A 22,630-nucleotide genomic window follows, 5' to 3' on the forward strand; every position below is an offset into this window, starting at 1 on the left:
GGGACGCCGGTTTTGTCGTCGTCACGTCGATGGTGCGCGCCGCCATGCAGCAGCGTGCGTGGTGCGCCGGTTCTCATGGACCTGGACCGTAATGATTTTGAGATGCCCACCGCCCGGTGCCCCCGCCGAACGGGCGGGGGCACGGGTGGGCGGCCGTCCTGCCGGCCGAGCGGGAGGGGACCGGCCCCGCCTGCGTCGACGGACCCGCCGGGCCGGGCGCGCCGTCCGGCGGCTCAGAAGACGGCGATCGGATTGACGGCGAGCCCGGTGGTGCCGGTGATGCGCGGTGGGGCCAGGACCAGCATGAAGCTCCAGCGGTTCGACGCCTCGCAGTGCCGGGCGAGCCGCTCGAGGTCGGCGACGTCGACCAGGGGGAGGCCCAGCCGCGCGAGGGCGACCTGGTGCATCGGCATGGGGGGCCGTGCCGGGCGGGCGTCGCCGATGTCGCCGACGTAGACGCTCGCGCCCTGCTCGTCCAACCACCGCACGGCGCTGAGGTCCAGGCCGGGCACGGGTTGGTCGAAGGGCCGGTTGATGTCCCATCCGCCGCGCACCGCGACGGCGTCTCCGGCGGACAGCGGCGTGCCCGCCCGTTGGAGGGCGGCGTCGAGGTCGGCGCCGGTGACGCGCCGGTCGGCGGGCAGGCGGCCGCCCCCGGGCGCGAGGTCGAGGAGTACCGCGCGGGTCACGATGCCCTCGCCGAACGGGTCGGCCGAGCCGTGCGTCACGCCGGTCGGCGTCACCGCGGCGTGCACCGGCACGCCGGGGTAGACGTGTCCGTCGACGGGCATGTGCGCGACGGCGTCCAGGTGCGTCAGGCCCGCGTTGTGCGTGTTGACGAGGAGGCTGTCGGTCATCGCCAGGGGCTGCGCGCCGTTGAAGTTCACGGTCTGGAGGACGCCGGCCGGCATGACGGCCGGGCTGCCGACGGGGCTGAGTCCGGTGGTGAGCGGCACCGGCTCGGTGCGGCGGGCCAGGCTGACGTGGAACCCCTCGCGCACCTCTGCCGCGGCCCGCCGCTTCGCCGCCGCGTCGATCAGGTGCAGCGTGCCCAGTTGGTCGTCGTCGCCCCAGCGCGCCCAGTTGGTGGGGAGTCGGGTCTCGTTCACTTCGCGGCTCCGTCGCGCGTCGACAGGCACGTGGTCAGCCGGTCGAGGGCGGCGAGGAGGTCGGCGTCCCCGGTGCTGCGTGCGCTGAGGTAGCCGTCGGGGCGGACGAGGATCCAGTCGCCCCCGGCGGCGGCCAGCGTGTCCCCGACCCGGCCGTCGGGGTCCCACACGCCGCGGGTCCCGCCGTCCGGGTGCGGTCGGCTGCGGCTGACGGTCACCTCGTCCAGCCAGGCGGGCAGCGGCCGGGCCCCCGTGAGGGCGTGCCCGCTGCGTCCGAAGACGAGCAGGTGCCAGGCCGGGGTCCTGAGCAGTCCGCGCAGGGCCGTCCAGCCGGGTGACTGGGCGTCGGCGGCGGAGACCTGGGTGAGCCGCTGGCCGGGCCGCGGACCCTCGTCCGGCCCGTCGTCCGGCCCGTCGCCGGGCACCGTCAGCGGGCTGTCGGGGTAGGCGATGCCGAGTCCGGACATGGTCCGGATGAGGCGGCGCATGAAGTCGCGGTCGGCCGCCCGGGCGTCGTGGGGGGTCGTCGGAGCGTCGACCATGGCCGTGTTCATGACCTCTCCGGTGGAGGCGAGCAGGGCCCGGCCGATGGGAACGCGCTCGGCGTCGTAGGTGTCGAGCAGGGCGGTACCGGCGTGGCCGTGCAGGACCATGGCCAGCTTCCACGCCAGGTTGTACGCGTCCTGGACGCCGGTGTTGAGGCCCTGTCCGGAGGCGGGCGAGTGGACGTGGGCGGCGTCGCCGGAGACGAAGCACCGTCCGACGTGCATCGCGGGCACCGCGCGCTGCTGGATGGTGAACTTCGACGCCCAGGTGGGGGTGTCCACGAGCGTGTCGCGCCCCAGGGCCTGTGACAGCTTGCCGCTGAACTGCCGGGCGATCTGCCCGGGTTGATCGGCGTCCCCCTCGCCGGTCGTGTCCAGCAGCCGCCACTTGCCCGGGTCCGGGAAGGGGAACAGCATCAGCGCGCCGCCCGGGGGGAAGAGCCAGTGCAGGCCGTCCCGCTCCAGATCGGTGTGCACGACCGCGTCGGCGATCAGCCAGGTGTGCGCGGTTTCCCCCGCGAGCGGGAGCCGGAGGGCCTTGCGAACGGTCGAGCGTCCGCCGTCGCAGCCCCACAGGTACCGCGCGCGCACGGTCTCGCGCCCGGCGGAGGGGCCGTCGCCGCCGTGCAGCACGGCTGTGACGGCGTCGTCGTCCTGCCGGAACGACTCCAGCCGGGTGTTCCACTCCACCGCGACCCCGGCCGCGGCGGCGTGCCCGCGCAGCACGCGTTCGGTGATCACCTGGTCGACGTTGAGCATGTACGGGAACCGGGTCGCCAGGCCGTCGAAGTCGTAGTCGACCCGGGACGTGCGGTCGGCCTGGTGGCGGACGAACCCGTTGACCCTCGTTCCGTGCGGAGCGATGTCGCCGAGGACTCCCAGCTGGTCGTAGATCTCCAGGCTGCGGGCGTGCGTACCCAGCGCGCGGCTGGTGGTGGCCGGACCGGCAGCGGCGTCCACCAGGCGCACCGAGACGCCCGCCCGGGCCAGTTGCAGGGCCGCCGTGAGTCCGACCGGGCCGGCCCCCGCGACGAGGACGTCGACGTCATAACTTGTCATCGCAAGCAAACCCCCTGTGTCAGCAAAGCTGACACAGGAACGTATCCCCCGATCGAGAGGAACGCAAGCAATGGACACCGGAGATCACGCGGACGCGAACCTGCCGCTGCTCCACCTCCTGCAACGAGGTGTCCGCTGGTTCTCCGACGAACTGCTGGGACGCCTGGAAGCCGCGGGCGTGGACCCCATCACGCCGGCCCACGCGACCGTGCTCGCCCACCTGGACCGCGAGACGTCGCTGAGCGTCGCCGAACTGGCCCGCCGCGCCGGCGTCACCCGCCAGACGATGCACCGCGCCGTCACGCAACTCCTCGCCGAGGGCCTCCTGGTCAGCACGCCGGGGCCGGGGTTCCCGCGCAGCACCCTCATCGGCCTGACCGACGCGGGAAGCCTGCGCCGCGACGCCGCGTTGGGAATCCTCCACGACCTGGAACAGGTTCTCGGCAGCCGACTGGGGCCCGCGGCGCTGACGGAGTTGCGCGACGGTCTGACGCGGGCGTGGCCGCGCTGAAGCGGGTGCGGGTGCGGGTGCGGGCACGGTGAAGCGGGCGCGGGTGCCGCGGTCAGCGGCTCCGGCCCGGGCCGTCACCGCGCCCGCCGACGGGGGCGCGTAGGGCGCGCGGGGTACTGCTGGGGCTGCCGGGCGGCGCGAGGAGGGCGGTCGCGGCCCCGGAGCGCTGTCTCCGGCAGGCCGCAGCTCCGTGTTCCGGGTGTGAACCGGAACCGATCGGAGGCTCCTGCGGCGCAGTTCGCGGGTGAGGGTGTGCAGGACCCGCTTCGGGCCGGAGCGCCGGGTGGGGAGGTCGGGGAGGGCGGGTTCGCTTCGGTAGCCGCCCCGCTGGGTGGACGGGGGGTCGGGGGTCGGCGGCACTTTCGGTCGGCGTCCGGAATCGAAAACCTCCCTTCGGCCATGCCTCGCCCCGGAACCGCCCGGGTTGAGCGAGCGATGCGATCACGGCCAGGATGCGGGGCCATGGACATCGTGGAAGCCGTCAACTCCCATGCCGGGAAACTGGGTTCGTTGTCGGCCGCGCCACCGGGGCAGCTGGCCGCCGCGCAGGCGCCCAAGGTCGCGGAGGAGACCGGGGAGCCCGCCCGGGCCGTCATCGGCCCACTCGCGGCGAACCCCCGGAAGGGGCGTTCGCACGCCTGGCCGGACGTGGACGCGGACGCGGAGGCGTGCGGCGTCGTGGGCGCCGCGTTGGTCCTGTCGGCCCGCCGCGGCGAGGACCCGGGCCGGTGCAGGGAGGAGCAGTTGGGCCGCCTGACCCGGCGCCCGCTCGCCCGGGAGTCCGCCGCTTGATCACCTCACCGGGAACGCCGGGTCGGCACCGGCGCCCGGCGCCGGCGCCCGGCGTCCCGCCGGAGGCCGCCGAACTGCACCTGCGGGCGATCGCGGACGGTCGGCCGGTCGAGGAGGTCGGGGTGTTCACCGCCGGAGGGGTCGCGTTCTGGTACCGGGGGGAGTACCTCCCCGACGGCCGCACCCTGCGCTACCTGGCGCGCCTGGACAGCGCACTCCCGTTCCCGCCGCCCGACCCGCTCTGAGGCCCCGCCCGTCCGCTGCCCACCGCCCGAGGGAGACCCCGATGACACCGCACCCCGTCCGCCCCGTCCACCCCGTCCGCCCTGCCGTGCCCGAGGACGCCGAGGAGCTGCTGCGCCTGCGCGTCGACGTCCTGACCGGGCAGGCGGCCACCGACGCCTGGCGCGCCACCTTCCTGGCCGACATGCAGGCCCGGCTCGGCACCGACCCGCACCTGCTCGCCTACGTGGCCGACGGCGGGGACGGTGGGGACGGCGGGGACGGCGGGGACGGCACGCTGGCGGCGTGCGCGATCGGCGTCGTCTACCGGGGCTACAACGGTCCCTCCTACCCCGACGGCCGGTGGGGGCGGGTCCACACCGTCGTCACCGATCCGCGCCACCGGCGCCGGGGGCTGGCGGAGGCCGTCACCCGGGCCCTGGTCGGCGCGCTCCAGGAACGGGGCTGCTCCTCGGTCGAGTTGATCGCCACCCCGGAGGGTCTGCCGCTGTACCGGAAGCTCGGCTTCGACCCCGCCGCCCACTACCTGACGCTGCGTCAGCCCCTGGCGGCGGTCGGCACCGACCGGACGGCGGCGGGAGGGGCGGCGTGAGGCGGCGCCGACCCGGTGCGGCCCCGGCGGACGGGTCGTCCCCGAGCGAGCGGCTGCTGTTCGGCGGCCCGATGCGCTACGACAGCGGGTTCGTCCGCCACGAGGAGACCACCGCGCAGGCCGGCCTGTGGACGGTGGCCCGGCAGATCCCCGGGATGCTGCGCCTGGCGTGGGTGCTCGCCTGGCGGGCCGACCGGGCGGCCCTGGCGGGGGTGGTCCTCGCCGAGGTCGGCCGGGCGGGCGCGGCGGCGCTGTCCCTGGTCGCCGTCAACGCCGCCCTGGGGCGCCTGTTCGCCTCCGCCGGTGCGGCCAGTGCGGCCGGTGCGCTCCGTGCGGTGCTGCCCGCCGTGCTGGCGGCCGGGGCCGCCGCCGGTGCCGGTGCCGTCCTCGCGGCGGTCTCCTCCTGGGGAGCCGACCGGCTCAGCCCCCGGATCCAGCGCACGGCGACCGTCACCCTGCTGGAGCGGGCCCAGCGGGTGGAGCTGGCCTCGATGGAGGACCCGGAGTTCAACCGCCTGCTGGAGTCCGCCCGGTTCGGCATCAACTCGGTCCACCGGCTGACCACCGAGTCGGTCGCGGTGCTCAGCACCCTGCTCTCCATGGCCGCCACCGGCGGCGTGCTGCTCACCCTGTCCCCGGTGCTGCTGCCGCTGCTCGTGCTGATCGCGGCCCCCCGCGCGTGGGGCGCGGCCGTCACCGCCCGGCGGCGGCGCAACTCGACGACGGCCTGGCTCCAGCACCTGCGGGCCTCCCAGCTCATCGCCCAACTCCTCACCCAGACCCACACGGCCGCCGAGATCCGGGTGCACGGCGGCGGCACCTTCCTGCTGCACCACTTCGAACGGATGGCCGCGGCCTCGGACGCGGAACAGGCCCGCCTGGCCGCGGCCGGCGCCCGCACCAAGGTCGCCGCCGCGGCCGCCTCCGGCCTCGCCTTCGCCGCCACCTTCGGCCTGCTGGGCCTGCTGGTCTCCACCGGGCACCTGGCGCTCGCCGCCGCGGGCACCGCCGTCGTCGCGGTGCGCACCGGCGCCGCGAACGTCGGCGGCCTGCTCGGCAGCGTCAACCAGCTGTTCGAGGAAGCCCTCTACGTCGGCGACCTGCAGACGCTCACCACCGAGGCCGACACCCGGGCCATCCCCGCCGGCGGCGCCGACCTGCCCGAGCGCCCCGCCGCGATCCACGTCGAGGACGTGTCGTTCACCTACCCGGGCCGCACCGCGCCGTCGCTGGACGGGGTCAGCCTGGTGGTGCCGACGGGCCGGATCGTGGCCCTGGTCGGGGACAACGGCGCCGGCAAGTCCACCCTGGCCAGGCTCCTGTGCGGGCTGTACCAGCCGGACCGCGGCACCATCCGCTGGGACGGCGTCGACACCGCGACCGCCGACCGCGCGCAGCAGTTCGCCTCCACCGTGCTGCTCCCGCAGGACTTCTTCCGCTGGCCCCTCACCCTCCGGGCGATCGTCACCACCGGCCGCCCCGACCACCACGACGATGCGCAAGTCCTGGGCGCGGCAGCCGAGTTCGCCGGGATGGAGGACCTGCTCCGGCAGCAGGACCGGGGCTGGGACACCCTGGCGGCCAAGGGCTTCGAAGGCGGGGTCGACTTCTCCGGCGGCCAGTGGCAGCGGATCGGCACCGCCCGCACCCACCTGCGCGCCACCACCACCGGCACCGACGGCCGCCGCCCGTTCCTGGTCGTCGCCGACGAGCCGACCAGCGCGCTCGACCCGGCCGCGGAGGTGCGGGCCTTCGACCGCCGGCGCCGCCTCGCGGACCAGGGGCTGACCGTCCTGCTGATCACGCACCGCCTGGCGGCCTCCGCCTCCGCCGACCTCATCCACGTCCTGAAGGACGGCCGCCTGGTCGAACAGGGCACGCACGAGGAACTCATGGCCGCCGACGAAGCCGACCCCGGCGGGGACCGGCCCGGCGCGGGCAGCTACCGCACCGCCTACCTCCTCCAGGCCCAGCAGTACGCCACCCGGCTCCCCGGGCCGCGCCCCGCCGCCGAACCGGCCGAGCGGAGCGACCGGTGACCGCCCGGCAGCCGTGCGGTCCTCGGTCCGGTGCCGCTGCCGGGCGGTCCGTCGTCACCGGAGCGGCACCGCGACGCCGGTCACCCGGTCCGCGGCGAGGTCGGCGCGTGCCGGCCGTCGTCGAGGGCGACGACCTCACCCCCGCCGCCGCCGTCACCCGGGACGCGCCGCACCGAGCCCGTCCGACCCGGCTGTCACCCCGTGTCGGCGCTCCGCCGTACGCTGGGCGGCCATGGACTGGCTGGAGCGGGTGGCGAAGCTGAGACGGTGGACGGGCAACGGCGTCCGGGCGCCGCACAAGCCGCTGCTGCTGCTGTACGCTCTGGGCAGCTACCAGCGGGACGCCGACGGCGGGCTGCGGTACAGCGTGGTGGAGGGGGAGTTGAAGCGGCTGTTGGAGGAGTACGGGCCGTCCCACCCGACCACCCCCGCGTACCCGTTCCACCACCTGGTCAGTGACGGGGTGTGGGAGGTCGGGACCGACCGGGGGCCGGGGAGTCCGGGCACCGGCGTGGGGGTGCTGCGCTCCAGTGGCGCGACCGGGCGGCTGGCGCCCGGGCTGCGGGCGGCGCTGCGGAGGGAGCCGGCGCTGCTGGGACGGCTGGCGCGGGTGCTGCTGGACTTCCACTTCCCCCCGTCGCTGCACACGGACCTGTGCGAGGCGGTCGGGCTCGACCTGGACCTGGCCGACACCGAGGACGTGCGGGGCGGTGGACGGGCGCGGGCGGCGCGGCGGCAGCGGGACCGGCGGATGCGTGAACTCGTGCTGATGGCCTACGAGTTCCAGTGCGCGTTCTGCGGCTACGACGGGATGCTGGGCGCGAGCGCGGTCGGGCTGGAGGCGGCGCACGTGCGGTGGTGGTCCTTCGACGGGCCGGACGAGGTCGACAACGGCCTGTGCCTGTGCTCGCTGCACCACAAGCTCTTCGACAAGGGCGTGCTGGGGCTGGGGGAGGGGCACCGCGTCCTGGTCTCCCGGCACTTCGTCGGCCGCGGCGAGGCCAGCAGGCAGCAGGTGCTCGCCCTGACCGGACGACCGGTCATCGGCCCGCAGCCGAGCCTCCCCCCGGTCGCGGACCGGCACCGCGCGTGGCACGCCGCCCAGGTCTTCCGCGGCGAGCCCCGGCCGTCCCCGGACCCGGTGCCCACCGGCTGACCGGGTCCGACCGCAGGACCCGGACGCCGGTGGCGGGATCAGGTGAGCTGCCAGTTCTGCGCGGCCGTGCCGGTGGCGGGCTGCTGGATGACCGGGGCGCCGTCGGTGGGGGCGGTGGCGGTGAGGAGCAGTCCGCTCTGCTGGTTGGTGACGGTGTATCCGCTGCCGGCGGGGGTGAACCGCCAGCGCTGGCTGTCGGTGCCGGTGCAGGCGGCCTGGACGGCGGCGGCTCCGGCGGCGGGGGAGGCGGCGGCGACGTCCAGGCAGAGGTGGGAGGCGCCGTTGGTCAGGGTGTGGGTGCCGTCGGCGTTGGGGACGAGCTGCCACTGCTGGTTGGGGCCGCCGTGCGGGGTCCAGGTGATCAGCCGGGTGCCGGCGACGGTCGAGGAGGCGGGGTCGTCCAGGGCCTTCCCGCCGGTGGTGAGGGTGTGGGTGCCGCTCGACGGTCCGCCGTAGACCTCGAACTCGTGGAGCGAGTAGCCGTAGGCGGTGCCGCGCTGGGTGCCGTACATCCGGACGTAGCGGCCGCTGCCGGTCAGGCCGGTGAGGTCCTGGACGCCGCCCGTGCCGGTGGTGGTGGTGTAGGCGGTGCGCCAGGTGGTGGCGTCGTCGGAGAGCTGGATCTGGAAGGACTTCCCGTACGCGGCCTCCCAGCGCAGCACCACCCGGCTGACGGCCCGGGTGGAGCCGAGGTCGACCTGGAGCCACTGCGGGTCGCGGTAGGCGCTGGACCAGCGGGTGGCGCCGTCGCCGTCGGTGGCGGAGGCGGCGGGGAAGTCGGCGGTCTCGGTGCTGGAGGCGGTGGTGGGGCGGTTGCGGGCCAGGTTGCCGGGCTGGGAGAGGCCGGGCCAGGCCGGGTTGTGGCCGACGGCGGTGGCGATCGGGGTGAAGGCGGCGTAGTCGGCGGCGGGTTTGGGGGAGCCCCAGGTCTGCTGGGCGAGCGTGCGCAGCGGGTAGGCGATGCCGGCGGCGATCTGCTCCTCGGTCTCCGCGGTCGGGTTGTCGCACCAGACGTGGAGCAGCGAACCGGGGTTGCGGGTGGGGTCGTCGAGGGTGTTGCCGCCCTGGAACAGGTCCGGCGTCCAGGTCTCGTACATCCACGTGGTGTCGGGTTTGGCGCCGCCGAGCACGTAGTAGGTGGGCGTCCAGGACTCGTTGGCGACGGTGTGTCCGGCCGCGGCCAGCTGCTGGGGCGTCAGGCCGTAGTCGTACCAGTACTCGACCAGGATGTCGGCGTTCGGGCTGACGGTGCCGTCGCCGGACTTGATGCCGTCGTTCCACATCCGGGTGGTCTTGCCGCCCGCCCGGACCAGGGCGTCGGACCAGTTGACGAAGCCGTAGTAGGCGTCCTTGGCGGTGGCGCCGGCGCCGTAGGTGGCGCGGGCGTAGGCCAGCAGCTGCGGGTACTGGCCGTAGTCGGTGACGTACTCGTCGGCGCCGATGTGCCAGTAGGGGCCGGGGAAGAGCGGCAGGTACTCGTTGATCAGGTCCTTGACCAGGGCGTACGTGCCGGGCAGCGAGAGGTCGACGAACTCGGCGCTGGTCGCGCCGGAGCTGCTCCTCAACTTCAGTTCGGGGTGGGCGGCGAGGATCGTGTTCATGTGCCCGGGGGTGTCGATCTCGGGGACGATGGTGACGTGGTACTTCTGCCCGAGGGCGACCAGGTCGGCGATGTCCTGCTTGGAGTAGTGGTCGGCGGAGACGATCTCGGGGTGGGTGGAGCTCTCCAGGCGGAAGCCGAAGCTGTCCGACAGGTGGAAGTGGAAGTAGTTGAGCTTGAGGTAGGCCAGCTCCTTGACGTGCTGCTTCACCCAGTCGACGGTGAAGAACTTCCGGCCCTGGTCGATCATCAGGCCGCGCTCGGACTTGGCGGGCCAGTCCACCGCGGTGCCGGCCGGTACGGTGGCCGACCGGTGGAGGAGCTGGAGGACCGTCCGGGTGCCGTAGAAGGCGCCGGTGTCGGTGGCCGCGCTGATCGCGATGCCGGTGCCGACGGTCATCCGGTAGCCCTCGGCGGGCAGTGAACCGTCGCCGAGGGTGAGCGCGATGTCCCCGGCGGCGGCCGGGCCGGTGACCACGCTCACCGGGCGGCCCTCCAGGGCGCCGAGGTCGTCGGCGAAGGTGGCCGCCTCGTCCGCGAGTTGGGTGCGGTAGGCCGGGTCGACGGCGATCCGGGTGGCGGCGGTGACGGTGAACGTGCCGCTTCCGGCGGTCCACTGGCGCAGCGCGGGGACGGTCTGCGGGGCGCCGGTCGCGGCGTGGGCGGGCGGTGCGGTGGTGAGCGCGGGCAGCACCAGGGCGGCCGCGGTGCAGAGGGTGGCGAGCAGGACGGACCGGATGCGCATCGACGCCTCCATTGGTATGGACCTGTCAGTGGTGCCGGTGAACTGCCCACCAGTGCAGCGTAGTTGGTGGTTCGTGTCAATGGATGCTCGCGGAGTGCGACTTCCGCGCACGAATGAGCACGTGGCCCGGACGGCTCGTTTCCTGGCCCGCCGGCCCCTCCCGCCGGCCCCTCCCTCCGGCCCCTCCCTCCGCCCCGCCTCGCCGCCGGGATATTTCCATAATTAATGCCAAGCGCTACGGTGAGGGCATGACCGAGCAGACCTGCCGACGATTCCAGGGCCGGGTGGCCCTGATCACCGGTGCCGCCAACGGCATCGGTGCCGCCACCGCACGGCGACTGGCCGCCGAGGGCGCGGCCGTCGTGGCCGTGGACATCGACGACACCGCCGGGGAGGCCGTGGCCGAGGCGATCCGGGCGGAGGGCGGCCGGGCCGAGTACCGGCACGGCGACGTCACCTCCGCCGCGGTGTGGGACGAGCTGGCCGCGCACGTCGCCGACCGCTACGGGCGGCTGGACGTGCTGCACGGCAACGCCTACGCCGTCGTCGTCAAGCCCGCCCACGAGCTGACCGAGCCCGAGTGGGACACCCAGCTGGCCGTGACGCTCAAGGCGTCCTGGCTGGCGGTCCGGGCCTTCGCCGGAACCCTGCGGGACACCGGGGGCTCGATCGTGCTCACCTCGTCCGTCCACGCGCTGGTCGGCCTGCCGGGCCACCCCGCGTACGCCGCCGCCAAGGGCGCGCTCTGCGCGATGGGCCGTCAACTCGCCGTCGAGTACGGCCCGCGGGTGCGGGTCAACACCGTCCTGCCCGGGCCGATCATGACCGCCGCCTGGGACCGGGTGGACGAGGCGGGACAGGCCGACAGCGTCGCCGAGACCGTGGCCAAGCGCTTCGGCCGGCCCGAGGAGGTCGCGGCGGCGGTGGCGTTCCTCGCCTCCTCGGACGCCTCCTACGTCACCGGCGCGAACCTGGTGGTGGACGGCGGCTGGTCCGTGGTCAAGGCCTCCTCGTGACCGCGCGGTACCCGGGTGCGCGCGCGACCGCCCCGCGCACCGCGACGGAGGGGGCCCGGTGAACCGGCCGGCCCGCGGACTGCACGGACAGGCCGTCGAGATCATCGGCGAGCGGATCCTCCGCGGCGTCCACGCCCCGGGCGACTCGATCTCCCCCGACCGGATCGAGCAGGAACTCGGGGTCAGCAAGACCGTCGTGCGCGAGGCGCTGCGCGTCCTGGCGTCCAAGGGGCTGATCGCCTCCCGCCAGAAGCGCGGCACCTTCATCCGGCCGCGCTCCGACTGGAACCTGCTGGACGGCGACCTGCTGCGCTGGCAGGGCCTGGGCAGCCCCGACGCGACCTTCCTCGGCAACCTCGGCGAAGTCCGCGCCATCGTCGAGCCGGCCGGGGCCCGGCTGGCCGCCGAGCGCCGCGACCAGGCCGACCTCGCCGCCCTGGAGGACGCACTCCGGCGGATGGCCGCCGCGGGCGACGACGCCCACGCCGCGGTCGAGGCCGACCTCGCCTTCCACCGCGCGCTGCTGGCCGCCGCCCACAACGAACTCCTCACCCGGATGGAGGTCGTGATCGAGGCCGGCCTGCGGGTGCGCGACCACCTCGTGCACGGCTCCGAGCACGGCTCCGACGCGGTCCCCGCCCACCGGGCCGTCCTCGACGCGGTGCGCGCCCGCGAGCCGGAGGCGGCCGAGCGCGCCGTCCACGCCCTGCTCGCCCAGGCCGCCGCCGACCTCCGCCACCTGACGGACCGAGCCGCTCGGCAGGAGACCGAATGAAGATCACATCACTGGAGACCTTCCTGGTCGCCCCGCGCTGGCTGTTCCTGCGCGTCGCCACCGACGAGGGGATCACCGGCTGGGGCGAGCCCGTCGTCGAGGGCCGCGCCGAGACCGTGCAGGCGGCCGTCCGCGAACTCGCCGACCACCTGGTCGGCGAGGACCCGCTGCGCATCGAGCACCACTGGCAGATCCTCACCAAGGGCGGCTTCTACCGGGGCGGCCCGGTGCTCTCCAGCGCGGTCGCCGGCATCGACCAGGCCCTGTGGGACATCGCCGGCAAGGCCCACGGCGTCCCCGTCCACCACCTGCTCGGCGGCCACGTCCGCGACCGGGTCCGGGTGTACGCCTGGATCGGCGGCGACAGTCCGGCCGACGTCGCCGAACTCGCCCGGGCCCAGGTCGAGGCGGGCTTCACCGCCGTCAAGATGAACGGCTCGGCGCAGCTGCGCCCCATCGACACCCCGGCCCGGACCCGGGCCGTCGTCGACCGGGTCGCCGCCGTCCGCGAGGCGATCGGCGACGAGCACGACGTGGCCGTCGACTTCCACGGCCGGATGTCCACCGCCATGTCCCGGCGCCTGCTGCCCCTGCTGGAGCCCCTGCACCCGCTGTTCGTCGAGGAGCCCGTCCTCCCCGAGCACTCCCGCGACCTGCGCAGCCTCGTCGACTCGACCTCCGTCCCGCTGGCCGTCGGCGAACGGCTCTACTCCCGCTCGGACTTCCGCGACGTGCTCGCCGCCGGCATCGCCGTCGCCCAGCCCGACCCGTCGCACGCCGGCGGCATCTCCGAGGTCCGGCGCATCGCGGCCCTGGCGGAGACCCACGGCGTCACGATGGCCCCGCACTGCCCGCTCGGCCCGATCGCCCTCGCCGCCTGTCTCCAACTCGCCTTCGCCACACCGAACTTCCTCATCCAGGAACAGAGCCTCGGCATCCACTACCACCAGGGCGGCGACCTCCTGGACTACCTGCTGGACCCCGAGCCGTTCCGCTTCACCGACGGCCACGCCGCCCGGCCCACCGGCCCGGGCCTCGGCATCGACATCGACGAGGACGCCGTCCGCCGCGCCGCCGAGACCGGGCACCGCTGGCGCAACCCCGTCTGGCACCACCAGGACGGGTCGTTCGCGGAATGGTGACCGACCGGCCGGTCACGGCCCGCACCGACCTGCCGTGCGGCGGCCGGTGGACCTCCCTGCGGGCCGGCGGGCGCGAATGGCTCTGGCACCGGCCCGACCCGGCCCGCGCCACCGCCCGCCCCGGCGACGCCTTCGTCGACGCCGGAGGGCTGGAGGAGTGCGTCCCGACCGTGCGCGGCACCCCCGACCACGGCGACGCCTGGTCCCGCCCCTGGCGGCGCGACGGCGACACCGACCTGGTGGAGTGCCCCGACTTCGTGCTGCGCCGCCGCGTCGAGGGCGGACCGGCCGGGCTGCGCGCCGCGTACGAGCTGCGCGCCGAACCGGGCTACCGCTTCCTGTGGGCCGCCCACGCGCTGCTCGACCTCGGCCCCGACGCCCGCCTCCGCGCGCCCGGGTCCACCGCGACCCGGCTCTTCCCCGAGGCGGCCCGGCTGCTGGAACGGCCCTGGCCCGCCGGCGCCCGGCACGTCACCGGCCCCTGGCCCGCGCCGCACGGCCTGCGCCTGGACCGGCTCGGCCCCGACGACGGCACCGCCGTCGGCGCGGTCCTCACCGGCTGCCCGAGCGTGACCGTCACCGACGGCCCCGACACGCTCACCATGTCGCTGCGGGCCGACGCCGGGGTGCCCGTCTCGGTGGCGCTGTGGCGCAACCTGCGCGGCTTCCCGGCCCCGGCCCCCTACCGCAGCATCGGCGTCGAGCCCATGCTCGGCTCGGTCTTCGACCTGGCCGAGGCCGGACCGGGCGAGGCCGCGACGGTGCCGCCCGGCGGGACGCTGCGCTGGGAGCTGCGGATCACCGCGACGAGCGGCTGAACGCCGACCGGCCCGGACCGGCCTCCTTCCGGAGGCGCGGCCGGGCCGGGCGGGCCGGGCGGGCCGGGCAGGCCGGGCGGGCAGGCGGGGCGACCGCTACGGCAGCTGCCAGCGCTGGTTGGCACCCCCGTTGCAGGTGTAGACGATCAACTGGGTGCCGTCGGTGGTGTCGTAGCCCGGGTCGTCCAGGCAGATCCCGGACCCGGCCGCCGGGAGCGCGCTCCTCAGCGTGCCGTCGGGCTGCGGCTGCCACTTCTGGTTCGCGCCGCCGTTGCACTCCCACAGGTCGACCTTGGTGAGGTTGGCGGTGGAGGCCCCGACCACGTCCAGGCACAGGCCGTGGTGGCTCAGTGCGCCGTTGGCCCAGACCCACTGCTGGTCGGCCCGGTCGGCGCAGCCGCGGAGCTGGGCGGGGTTGCCGTTGTCGTCGGCGTTCGTGGCGCTCACCGCACCGGCGGCGACGCACTTGCCGGGCAGGGCGGAGGCGGTCCGCCCGGAGCGGGGGGTGGCGTCGGTGCCGGGCGTGACGGCGAAGTCGTCGAACTGGTCGGTCTGGTAGCCGCCCACCCCGAGCCCGGCCAGGCCGCTGGGGTAGGTGGAGTCGTTCGCGCTGCCGACGGCGGTGCCGTCGATGCGCGCGGTCAGGGTGGAGCCCTGTGCGGTCAGGGCGATGGTGTGCCACCGGCCGGTGCCGAGCGCCGTCGTGGTGCCGGAGGCCAGGGTGGTGGTGCGCCAGCCCAGGTCGGTCTTGACGATCGACCAGGCCCCGGTGTCGCCGACCCGCAGGTGGTAGCCGTCCAGGCCGTTGTTGTTCTTGCCCTGCCGCATGACCCGGCCGAGGACCTCGACGGTGCCCGGCTGCTCCAGCAGGACGTCGGTGGCGACGGTGTAGTTGCTCCACGCGGCGTCGCCCAGGAAGGTGTAGGGCGCGTTGTAGGGCTCGTCGGTCCAGCGGACCGGCGTCGCGGGCGCCACCTGGCGCAGGCACGACCCGGTCCGCCCGCCGCCGCACGCGCTGCGCTGGAAGGCGCCGTTCATGTCGGTGAAGTACTTCGGCGAGGTGGTCGTGGCGGCGGTCTCGAAGGTGTCGCCGTAGGGCAGGGCCAACTGCCCGCGGGGCGGGGAGGCCGCGGTGCCCTTGGCGCCGGCCGGCAGGGTGGTGGTGAAGGTGTAGACCCGGCCGGGCTGGAGGGTCGCGCTGTAGTGCCCGCCGGACGGGACGATGTCGGCCTGCCGCACGAACCAGTCGGCGGGGTCGGTCGAGTCGAGGTCGGTGGCCCACACGTGGACGGTGCCGCCGGAGAGCCCGCCGGTGGTGGTGACGTCCACGCTCTGCGGTGCGCCGGCGTCCACCGTCTCGACGACCGTGGTGTAGTCGGAGTCGTTCGTCGACTTCAGCGTGGTGTAGCTGCCGTTGGCGCGGTTGCCGCCGAGGTAGCCGCTGGCGGCGTCGAGGTAGTGCCAGCCGGGCTTGGTGAACTGGGTGGTCTGGGCGGTGACCCAGGTCGTCCTGCCGATGTCGTACCGGCCGGACCAGGGCTGGTCGGCCACCGCCATGCCGGTGAAGGAGAAGTTCAGGTTCGGGTACGCCGAGCCGACGAGCGGCCAGTTGATGTACGAGGTCATCCGGCCGTCGATGTAGTCGCGGTTGATCGCCCGCGCGACGGCCGGGGCGCTGCCGTCGTAGTGCTCCGACCCGTTCTCGGAGGCCCAGAGCGGCTTGCCGAGCGACTGCGCGGTCGCGTTCGAGGGACAGGAGGTGAAGGCGCCGCCGTAGCCGCACGGGTAGTGCACGCCGACGACGTCGACCGCCGACTTGAAGCCCGGGTTGGCCGCCATGTCGGAGGCGGTGGACCAGTTGTTGTCGCCGCCGACGATCTTGACCGAGGCGTAGCCCTTGTCGTTCAGCGTCGTCCTGAGCTTCTGGTACCAGGACATCGCGGTGCCGTCGCCGCCGGAGTAGCGCTCGTTCCACCCGCCGAGGTAGTCGATCGTCAGGTGGTGCTGCTTCGCGCAGTCCAGCCAGCTCGTCAGGTAGGTGATCGCGTTGTCGGTGTAGAAGTAGTTGCCGTTCGGGTTGACCCAGCCGGGCGCGCCCCAGGACAGGCCGGCCAGCTCGACGTCGGGGTTGCGGGCCTTGGCCTGCTCCATCAGCCACCACTCGTAGCCCTGGCCGCAGTCGACGGTGCCGGCCGTGTGCATGTGGCTGGCCTCGGCGCCGTCGGTGGAGTTGGTGTCGCCGCCGATCTCGACCTTGAGGATCTGCAGGTCGGCGCCGTAACCGGGCTTGAACAGGTAGTCGAGGACCTGACCGCGCTGCGGTTCGGGGTAGTCGGCCAGCAGGCGGGAGTTGCCGCCGCCGCCGCTGATCGCGCCGATGCCGTCGAAGACCCGGCCGCCGCCGTTGCCGTCCACGGTGATCGTCGTACCGGTGGCGGCGTCCGCCGGCTGCGGCGCGACGGCGTTCAGGGTCGCGACGGAGAGCAGCAGGGCGGACAGGGCGGCGAGCCGTTTGGCGCGTCCGCCGCTCGTGGGTGAGGTCGTGCGCGAGGTGTCGTGCATGGGGGTTCCCTTCCGGGGTGGACGGTCAGGGGAGGTGCACGGTCAGGAGGCCGGGAGCAGGTTCCAGACCTGGTTGGCACCGGAGTTGGCGCGGTACTGGATGACCCGCGCCCCCTGGCCGGTGGCCGCGCCCGAGACGTCGGCGACCAGGCCGCTGCCCAGGTTGACCAGCTGGTACGAGGTGTTCCCGGGCGAGGAGTACGCGCCCGCGGCGACGAGCGCCCACTGCTGGTGGGCCCCACCGGTGCAGGTCGACTGGTCGAGCGGGGTGCTCTCCGCGGCGAGCGACCCGACGGGCACCTCCAGGCACTTGCCGCTGTGCACGTTGGTGAGCGTGTAGGTGTTCCCGCCGACCCGCGTCAGGGTCCACTTCTGGTTGGCGCCGTTGTCGGCCGGCCACTGGATGACCTTGCCGCCGTCGGCGGTGGAGTTGTCGCTGACGTCCATGAGCAGCCCGCTGTTGGCGCTGCTCAGGGTGGACGTCCCGGTCTGCGGGCCGGAGGAGCCCGTCCAGGTGCCGGTCGCCGGGTCCAGGCTCCAGGAGTTCTGCCAGCCGACGGCGACCGTGGTCCCGCTGATGGTCATCGGCAGCCAGATCAGCGGGGACGCGCCCAGGTCGGAGAGGTTCCAGCGGTCGGCGGCGTAGACGTACGTGGTGCCCGCGCTGCCCTGGACCGGGACGATGTTGGCCGTCTGGCTGTCGTAGGTGCGGGTGCCGACCGGCGCGAAGGTGCGGAACGGCTCCCAGGGGCCGGTCGGCGACGGCGCGCTGGAGTAGACGTTGTCGTTGGTGCCCCAGCCGGTCAGGTGCGATCCGAGGAGGTAGTACCGGCCCCCCGCCTTGACCAGCGCCGGGGACTCGAAGTCCTCGCCCTGGCCGTTCTGGCCCGGGAAGAGGTGCACGGTGCTGTCGACGCTGAGGTAGTCGGCGGAGAGCCGGTCGATCCGCAGGCCGTTCGCCCGGTCCTCGGTGAGCAGGTAGCCGGTGCCGTCGGTGTCCTGGAACAGACCGATGTCCAGGCTCATCTGGCCCAGCGGGCGGAAGCTGCCGCGGTAGGTGTAGGGCCCGCACGGGGTGCTGCTGGTCGCGACGCCGACCTTGCGCTCGCCGTAGCCGCGGTCGTCGACGTGCAGGTACATCACGTACGTCTTGGTGGCGGCGTTGTAGAGGACCTTCGGGCGCTCCACGATGCGGTTGGGGCCGAGGTCCCCGCTGCTCTGCCGGCTGAGCGCCGGGCCCTGCGGGGTCCAGTGGGCGAGGTCGGTGGAGCTGTAGCAGGCGATGCCCTGGAAGGAGGTGTCGGCGGAGGACTCCCCGGTCTTGTCCTCACCGAAGCCGTACCAGGTGGAACCGGACTTGACGATGCCCAGGCCGTGCAGTTGCAGGGGCGCGCCGGCGGTGTCCGCCCACGCCTGGCCGGGGGTGAACCGGACGGGTGCGGCCTGGGCCTCCCCCGCCGGCAGGAGCCAGGCCGGGACGGACAGGAGGGCGGCGGCGAGGAGACCGGAGAGGCGGGGCTTCCGCGGGGTGCGTGCGGCGAGCGGAACGGGCACGGGGATTCCTCCATCGCTGAACGGAGAGCGGGTCTGTTGGGGGAGCGGCGCTGAGCGATCTCCCAAAATCAAACAATTCTCGACAGGCCGGGTGAATTCTTGACCACGGGCCTGCGGCCTGTCCAGACATCCGTCAAGTCGACTGTGAGCAGCCGGGGTTCGATCTCGGGTGCCCGGCAACAAGCCTTGAAGGCCGCCCGGGGCGGTGTGCCCGTCGTGCCTTCAAGTGTTCGACTGTGAAGTTCCGCGATCCCCGGGAGGAGCTGAATTCCCGCTGGTCGCAGGAGGGTTGTGCGGCGAGCCCGCCCGGTCGCGGGTCTTGACGCGTACGTGAACAGGGCGTTACGAATGTGCATGAGTGGTTGGTTGCGAGCTTTTCTGATCCGTTGTGTTGCTTTCGGTCGGTCAGTTGCCTGGCCGGTCGGTCGCCTGGCCGGTCGATCGGCTGGTCGGCAGCCACTCGTCCCTTCCGCCCCCGCCCCGCCCCGCGCCGGTCACCGGTACCCCGTACGCGGACCCTCCGGCGGCCACCCCGCACCTCCGAGGAGCGCTCATGTCCACACTCCCCACCTCCCCGTCCGGGCGGAGGGTCCGGCGCCGGCCGGCGCTCGCGGTCCCGGTCGGCCTCTCCGTCGCCCTGGCCCTCGTCCCCCTCGCGGTGGTCGGCGGCGCCGCCCCGGCCGCCGCCCAGGACAACGGCGCCGCGCTGACGCCGCCGATGGGATGGAGCAGTTGGAGCAGCGTCCGCTCCAACCCCACCGAGGCCAAGATCATGGCCCAGGCCAAGGCCCTGCACGACAACGGCCTGGTCTCCCACGGCTTCACGTACGTCAACGTCGACGACTACTACTACCTCAAGACCACCGCCGACGTGGACGACTACGGCCGGTGGAAGACCGACCCCGCGAAGTTCCCGAACGGCATGAAGCCCGTCGGCGACTACGTGCACGGCCTGGGCGAGAAGTTCGGCATGTACCTCACCGCGGGCGTCCCGGTGGCGGCGTACGACCGGAACACCCCGATCGAGGGCACCGCGTTCCACGCCCGGGACATCGTCTCCGACACCACGAAGTTCGAGAACAACTTCGGCCCCGGCCGCAACGGCATGTACTACATCGACTACGCCAAGAACCCGGCCGCCGCGCAGGCGTACCTCGACTCCTGGGCCGGCCTGCTGGCCTCCTGGGGCGTGGACTACGTCAAGCTGGACGGCGTCGGCACCTGGAACGTCCCCGACGTCCAGCACTGGTCGCAGGCCCTGAACCGGACCGGCCGGACCGTCCACCTCGGCCTCTCGCTGGCCCTGGACGTCAAGTCCGCCACCACCTGGCGGCAGTACGCCAACAGCTGGCGCACCGACGGCGACCTGGAGTGCTACTGCGGCACCAACGGCAGCCCCTACCCGCTGACCAAGTGGGACAACGTCGCCAAGCGCTTCGCCGGCTCCCCGAAGTGGACCGGGTTCAACGGCCCCGGCGGCTGGAACGACCTGGACTCGCTGGAGATCGGCAACGGCCCCACCGGTGCCGGTCTCACCCGCGACGAGATGCAGACCCACATGACCCTGTGGGCGGTCACCAACTCCTCCCTCCTGCTCGGCACCGACCTGACCGCCATGGACCCGACCGACCTGGCGATGCTGAAGAACGACGAGGTGATCGCCGTCGACCAGGCCGGCCGCACCGCCCGCCCGGTCGACCAGCTCACCCAGCAGCAGACCTGGGTCACCCCGAACCCGGACGGCAGCTACACGGTCGCCCTGTTCAACCTCGGCCCGTCCGCGGCCGACGTCACCGCCCGCTTCGCCGACCTCGGCTTCTCCGGCCCGGCGACCGTGCGCGACCTGTGGACGCACACCGAACTCGGCTCCTTCACCGGCTCGTTCGGCGCCGGCCTGAACCCGCACGCCAGCCGCCTGCTCAAGGTCACCCCGGCCGCCGCCGCCACGTACACCTCGGTGCGGTACCAGTTGGTCAACGCCGCCACCGGCCAGTACCTGGACGTCTCCGGCGGCTCGACCGCCGACGGCGCCGGCCTGGTGCAGGCGGCCGCCAACGGCGCGACCGACCAGCAGTGGCAGCTGGCCCCCACCGGCGACGGCTACTTCAGGATCGACAACGTCAGGAGCGGCCGGCTCGTCAACGTCCCGGGCCCGACCACCGTCCCCGGCACCCAGCTGATCCAGTACCACGACGACCACCACGACAACTCGCAGTGGAAGCTGACCCCGACCGGCACCGGCGCCTACACCGTCACCTCCCGCTACGACGGCCAGAACATCGCCGTCTCCGGCGGATCGGTCGTCCAGCAGACCGCCGCCGCCGGCAGCACCGCCCAGCAGTGGACGCTCGTCCCGGTCCCCGTCGCGGGCGTCGAGTACAAGCTGGTCAACGCCAACAGCGGCGGCCGGCTGGACGTCAGCGGCGCCTCCACCGCCGACAGCGCCGGCCTCGTCCAGTGGCAGGACAACCAGGCCGCCGACCAGCGGTGGACGTTCACCGCGCAGGGCGGCGACTCCTACGGCGTCACCAACGTCCACAGCGGCAAGGCGCTGAACGTCCCCGGCTCGACCACCACGGCCGGCACCCAGCTCGTCCAGTGGCCCTACGACGGCAACGCCAACTCCCGCTGGAAGCTGGTCGACGCCGGACCCAACCTGGTCCAGCTCAGGAGCGTCTCCGACGGCCAGGCCGTGGACGTCGACAACGGCTCGCTCGTCAACGGCGGCAAGGTCCTCCAGTGGCCCGCCGGCAGCGGTGCCAACCAGAAGTGGAGCCTGGTCTCGCCCTGACCCGCGCACTGGACCCGCGCCCTGACCCGCGCCCTGACCCGCGTCCTGACCCGCGCCCGCGACCGGGCCGGAGGCCGACCGGGGCCGGTGCCGGGCCGTCGAACCGGCGGTCCGGCACCGGCCCCGGACGTACCTTCCCCGGCCGCCGCCGGGTACCCTGCTGCCCCGGACGGGTGCGACCGCATCCGCGGGTGCGGAAGAGGCACGATCGTGGCGGACCAGGGACTGCTGGCTCCTCAGCGCCGGGCGCTGATCATGGAGTCGGTGTCGCGCCACGGCGCCGTCCGGGTGGTCGAACTGGCCGCCCGGATGGGCGTGTCGGGCATGACCGTCCGTCGGGACCTGGACGCGCTGGCCCGCGAGGGAGTCCTGGAGAAGGTGCACGGCGGCGCGGTGGCGCTGACCGGGGCGCGGACCGACGAGCCGGGCTTCGAGGCGAAGTCCGCCCTGGAGTCGAGGGCCAAGGCCGCCATCGCGGACGCGGCGGCGGCGCTGGTGCAGCCCGGCAGCGTGATCGCCCTGTCCGGCGGGACGACGACCCACGCGGTCGCCGAGCGGCTGCTGGCGGTGCCCCGACTGACCGTCGTCACCAACTCGTTGGCCGTCGCCGGGCTGCTGGCCGACGCCGCCGCGCGGCGCGCCGCCTCCCCGGTGCTGCTGCTGACCGGCGGGACGCCCACCCGGTCCGCGGCCCTGGTCGGCGCGATCGCCGACCAGGTGCTCGCCTCGCTCCACGTGGACCTGGCGATCCTGGGCGCCCACGGCGTGTCCGAGCGGGTCGGCCTGACCTCGCCCAACCTCGCCGAGGCGCAGACCAACCGCGCGCTGGTCGCCTCCGCCCGCCGGGTGGCGGTCGTGGCCGACCACACCAAGTGGGGCACGGTCGGGCTGAGCGGATTCGCGCGGCTGGACGAGGTCGACTGCTTCGTCACCGACGACGGCCTGCCCGCGCCGGCGCGCGCGGTCCTCGCCGAGGCGGTCGGCGAACTCGTCGTCGCACCGGTCCCCCGGGGCTGACCCGCCCGCACCTGATCGTCCGGCGGCCCGGCCCCGGTCCGCCCCCGTACCGGTCCGGCCCCTCGCGCGTGCCCGCCCCTCTCCCCCATGTAACAGCCCAATATCGATCGTGTCAGCCAGCGCGATCCCATTGACGCGCCGTTCACGATGGTTGTTCCATTGCGACGGATCGCGTTACTTGCTGTTTGATTCTGGTGACTTCACGTCGACGGTCTCGTGGTCCGCACCGCGACCGGCCCCCAGTCGCTGCCCCGGATCCAGGACTTCCTGCCGCCCCACCTGGCCGACCGCCTCCAGGCGGTCGACATGCAAGGAGAACCATTCATGCGTGCTGCGTACAACCGTCGGACCGTGGTGGCCGCCGCCACGGCCCTGACCGCCGTCCTCGCCCTGGCCGCCTGTTCGACCGGCAAGGAGTCGGTGAAGGGCGGTGACACCTCGGTCGCCAAGGTCGACGGGAAGATCTCGTTGACGTACCTGCAGAAGCAGGGTGATCAGGAGTACTTCATCGGTGAGGCGGACGGTGCGAAGGCGAAGGCCGCGGAGTTGGGGATCGACCTGAAG

17 protein-coding genes and 1 pseudogene are annotated in these 22,630 nt (G+C 73.9%); 13 read left to right on the plus strand and 5 right to left on the minus strand.

Annotation, left to right across the window (positions count from 1 at the left end; translation table 11 throughout):
• Positions 1 to 233 precede the first annotated feature (233 nt).
• Both ACIP60_RS31155 and ACIP60_RS31160 read right to left on the minus strand, forming a co-directional pair.
• The gene (locus tag ACIP60_RS31155) at positions 234 to 1,109 is read right to left on the minus strand and encodes a cyclase family protein (RefSeq protein WP_400690732.1); all 876 of its coding nucleotides are present in this window, start codon (positions 1,107 to 1,109) and stop codon (positions 234 to 236) included.
• Complete coding sequence (locus ACIP60_RS31160; RefSeq protein WP_400690735.1) at positions 1,106 to 2,713, minus strand: FAD-dependent oxidoreductase; 1,608 nt, start codon at positions 2,711 to 2,713, stop codon at positions 1,106 to 1,108. Before ACIP60_RS31160 ends, ACIP60_RS31155 begins: the two co-directional genes overlap by 4 nt.
• A gap of 70 nt (positions 2,714 to 2,783) precedes the next feature.
• Between ACIP60_RS31160 and ACIP60_RS31165 the strand changes: the two genes are divergently transcribed.
• The 6 genes from ACIP60_RS31165 to ACIP60_RS31190 all read left to right on the plus strand — a co-directional run bounded on the left by ACIP60_RS31165 (position 2,784) and on the right by ACIP60_RS31190 (position 8,046).
• On the plus strand, positions 2,784 to 3,224 hold the full coding sequence (locus ACIP60_RS31165; protein WP_400690738.1) for a MarR family winged helix-turn-helix transcriptional regulator: 441 nt from the start codon (positions 2,784 to 2,786) through the stop codon (positions 3,222 to 3,224).
• 462 nt (positions 3,225 to 3,686) lie between these two features.
• Entirely contained in the window at positions 3,687 to 4,016 is a 330-nt protein-coding gene (locus ACIP60_RS31170) for a hypothetical protein (protein ID WP_400690741.1), read from the plus strand.
• The gene (locus tag ACIP60_RS31175; protein ID WP_400690743.1) at positions 4,013 to 4,261 is read left to right on the plus strand and encodes a hypothetical protein; all 249 of its coding nucleotides are present in this window, start codon (positions 4,013 to 4,015) and stop codon (positions 4,259 to 4,261) included. Before ACIP60_RS31170 ends, ACIP60_RS31175 begins: the two co-directional genes overlap by 4 nt.
• A gap of 41 nt (positions 4,262 to 4,302) precedes the next feature.
• Positions 4,303 to 4,851, plus strand: a complete 549-nt coding sequence (locus ACIP60_RS31180; protein WP_400690746.1) for a GNAT family N-acetyltransferase — start codon at positions 4,303 to 4,305, stop codon at positions 4,849 to 4,851.
• Positions 4,848 to 6,890 carry an ATP-binding cassette domain-containing protein gene (locus tag ACIP60_RS31185; RefSeq protein ID WP_400690749.1) on the plus strand — a complete coding sequence of 681 codons (2,043 nt, stop codon included), beginning with the start codon at positions 4,848 to 4,850 and terminating at the stop codon, positions 6,888 to 6,890. The genes ACIP60_RS31180 and ACIP60_RS31185 overlap by 4 nt, the downstream gene beginning before the upstream one ends.
• A 232-nt stretch (positions 6,891 to 7,122) precedes the next feature.
• A complete protein-coding gene (locus ACIP60_RS31190; protein ID WP_400690752.1) occupies positions 7,123 to 8,046 on the plus strand; it encodes a phosphorothioated DNA-binding restriction endonuclease in 924 nt (307 codons plus the stop codon).
• A gap of 38 nt (positions 8,047 to 8,084) precedes the next feature.
• On the opposite strand, the gene ACIP60_RS31195 is transcribed toward ACIP60_RS31190, so the two are convergent.
• On the minus strand, positions 8,085 to 10,391 hold the full coding sequence (locus ACIP60_RS31195) for a family 20 glycosylhydrolase (protein WP_400690755.1): 2,307 nt from the start codon (positions 10,389 to 10,391) through the stop codon (positions 8,085 to 8,087).
• Between the two features lie 248 nt (positions 10,392 to 10,639).
• On the opposite strand from ACIP60_RS31195, the gene ACIP60_RS31200 reads away from it, so the two are divergent.
• Genes ACIP60_RS31200 through ACIP60_RS31215 form a run of 4 tightly spaced genes read left to right on the plus strand, consistent with a single transcriptional unit; the run spans position 10,640 to position 14,142 of the window.
• Positions 10,640 to 11,407, plus strand: coding sequence for an SDR family NAD(P)-dependent oxidoreductase (locus ACIP60_RS31200; protein WP_400690758.1), 768 nt, complete (start codon positions 10,640 to 10,642; stop codon positions 11,405 to 11,407).
• A gap of 58 nt (positions 11,408 to 11,465) precedes the next feature.
• Positions 11,466 to 12,182 (plus strand): FadR/GntR family transcriptional regulator, encoded by a 717-nt coding sequence (locus ACIP60_RS31205; protein ID WP_400690761.1) that lies wholly within the window; start codon positions 11,466 to 11,468, stop codon positions 12,180 to 12,182.
• The gene (gene dgoD / locus ACIP60_RS31210; protein ID WP_400690765.1) at positions 12,179 to 13,324 is read left to right on the plus strand and encodes a galactonate dehydratase; all 1,146 of its coding nucleotides are present in this window, start codon (positions 12,179 to 12,181) and stop codon (positions 13,322 to 13,324) included. Before ACIP60_RS31205 ends, dgoD begins: the two co-directional genes overlap by 4 nt.
• Positions 13,318 to 14,142, plus strand: coding sequence for a hypothetical protein (locus ACIP60_RS31215; protein WP_400690767.1), 825 nt, complete (start codon positions 13,318 to 13,320; stop codon positions 14,140 to 14,142). Before dgoD ends, ACIP60_RS31215 begins: the two co-directional genes overlap by 7 nt.
• A gap of 96 nt (positions 14,143 to 14,238) precedes the next feature.
• Here the strand turns inward: ACIP60_RS31215 and ACIP60_RS31220 are convergent, their stop codons facing one another.
• Entirely contained in the window at positions 14,239 to 16,704 is a 2,466-nt protein-coding gene (locus tag ACIP60_RS31220) for a ricin-type beta-trefoil lectin domain protein (protein ID WP_400690770.1), read from the minus strand.
• A 42-nt stretch (positions 16,705 to 16,746) separates the two neighbouring features.
• Positions 16,747 to 18,258: an RICIN domain-containing protein gene (locus ACIP60_RS31225; protein ID WP_400690773.1), complete on the minus strand. Its 1,512-nt coding sequence runs from the start codon at positions 18,256 to 18,258 to the stop codon at positions 16,747 to 16,749.
• 553 nt (positions 18,259 to 18,811) lie between these two features.
• Between ACIP60_RS31225 and ACIP60_RS31230 the strand changes: the two genes are divergently transcribed.
• The 3 genes and pseudogenes from ACIP60_RS31230 to ACIP60_RS31240 all read left to right on the plus strand — a co-directional run.
• Positions 18,812 to 21,049 (plus strand): alpha-galactosidase, encoded by a 2,238-nt coding sequence (locus ACIP60_RS31230; protein ID WP_400690776.1) that lies wholly within the window; start codon positions 18,812 to 18,814, stop codon positions 21,047 to 21,049.
• A 207-nt stretch (positions 21,050 to 21,256) separates the two neighbouring features.
• On the plus strand, positions 21,257 to 22,066 hold the full coding sequence (locus ACIP60_RS31235) for a DeoR/GlpR family DNA-binding transcription regulator (RefSeq protein ID WP_400690787.1): 810 nt from the start codon (positions 21,257 to 21,259) through the stop codon (positions 22,064 to 22,066).
• Positions 22,067 to 22,390: 324 nt separating this feature from the next.
• Positions 22,391 to 22,630, plus strand: a pseudogene (locus ACIP60_RS31240) (sugar ABC transporter substrate-binding protein); the annotation flags it as partial.

Source organism: Kitasatospora sp. NPDC088783 (genome assembly GCF_044750705.1).
GTDB lineage: Bacteria > Actinomycetota > Actinomycetes > Streptomycetales > Streptomycetaceae > Kitasatospora > Kitasatospora fiedleri.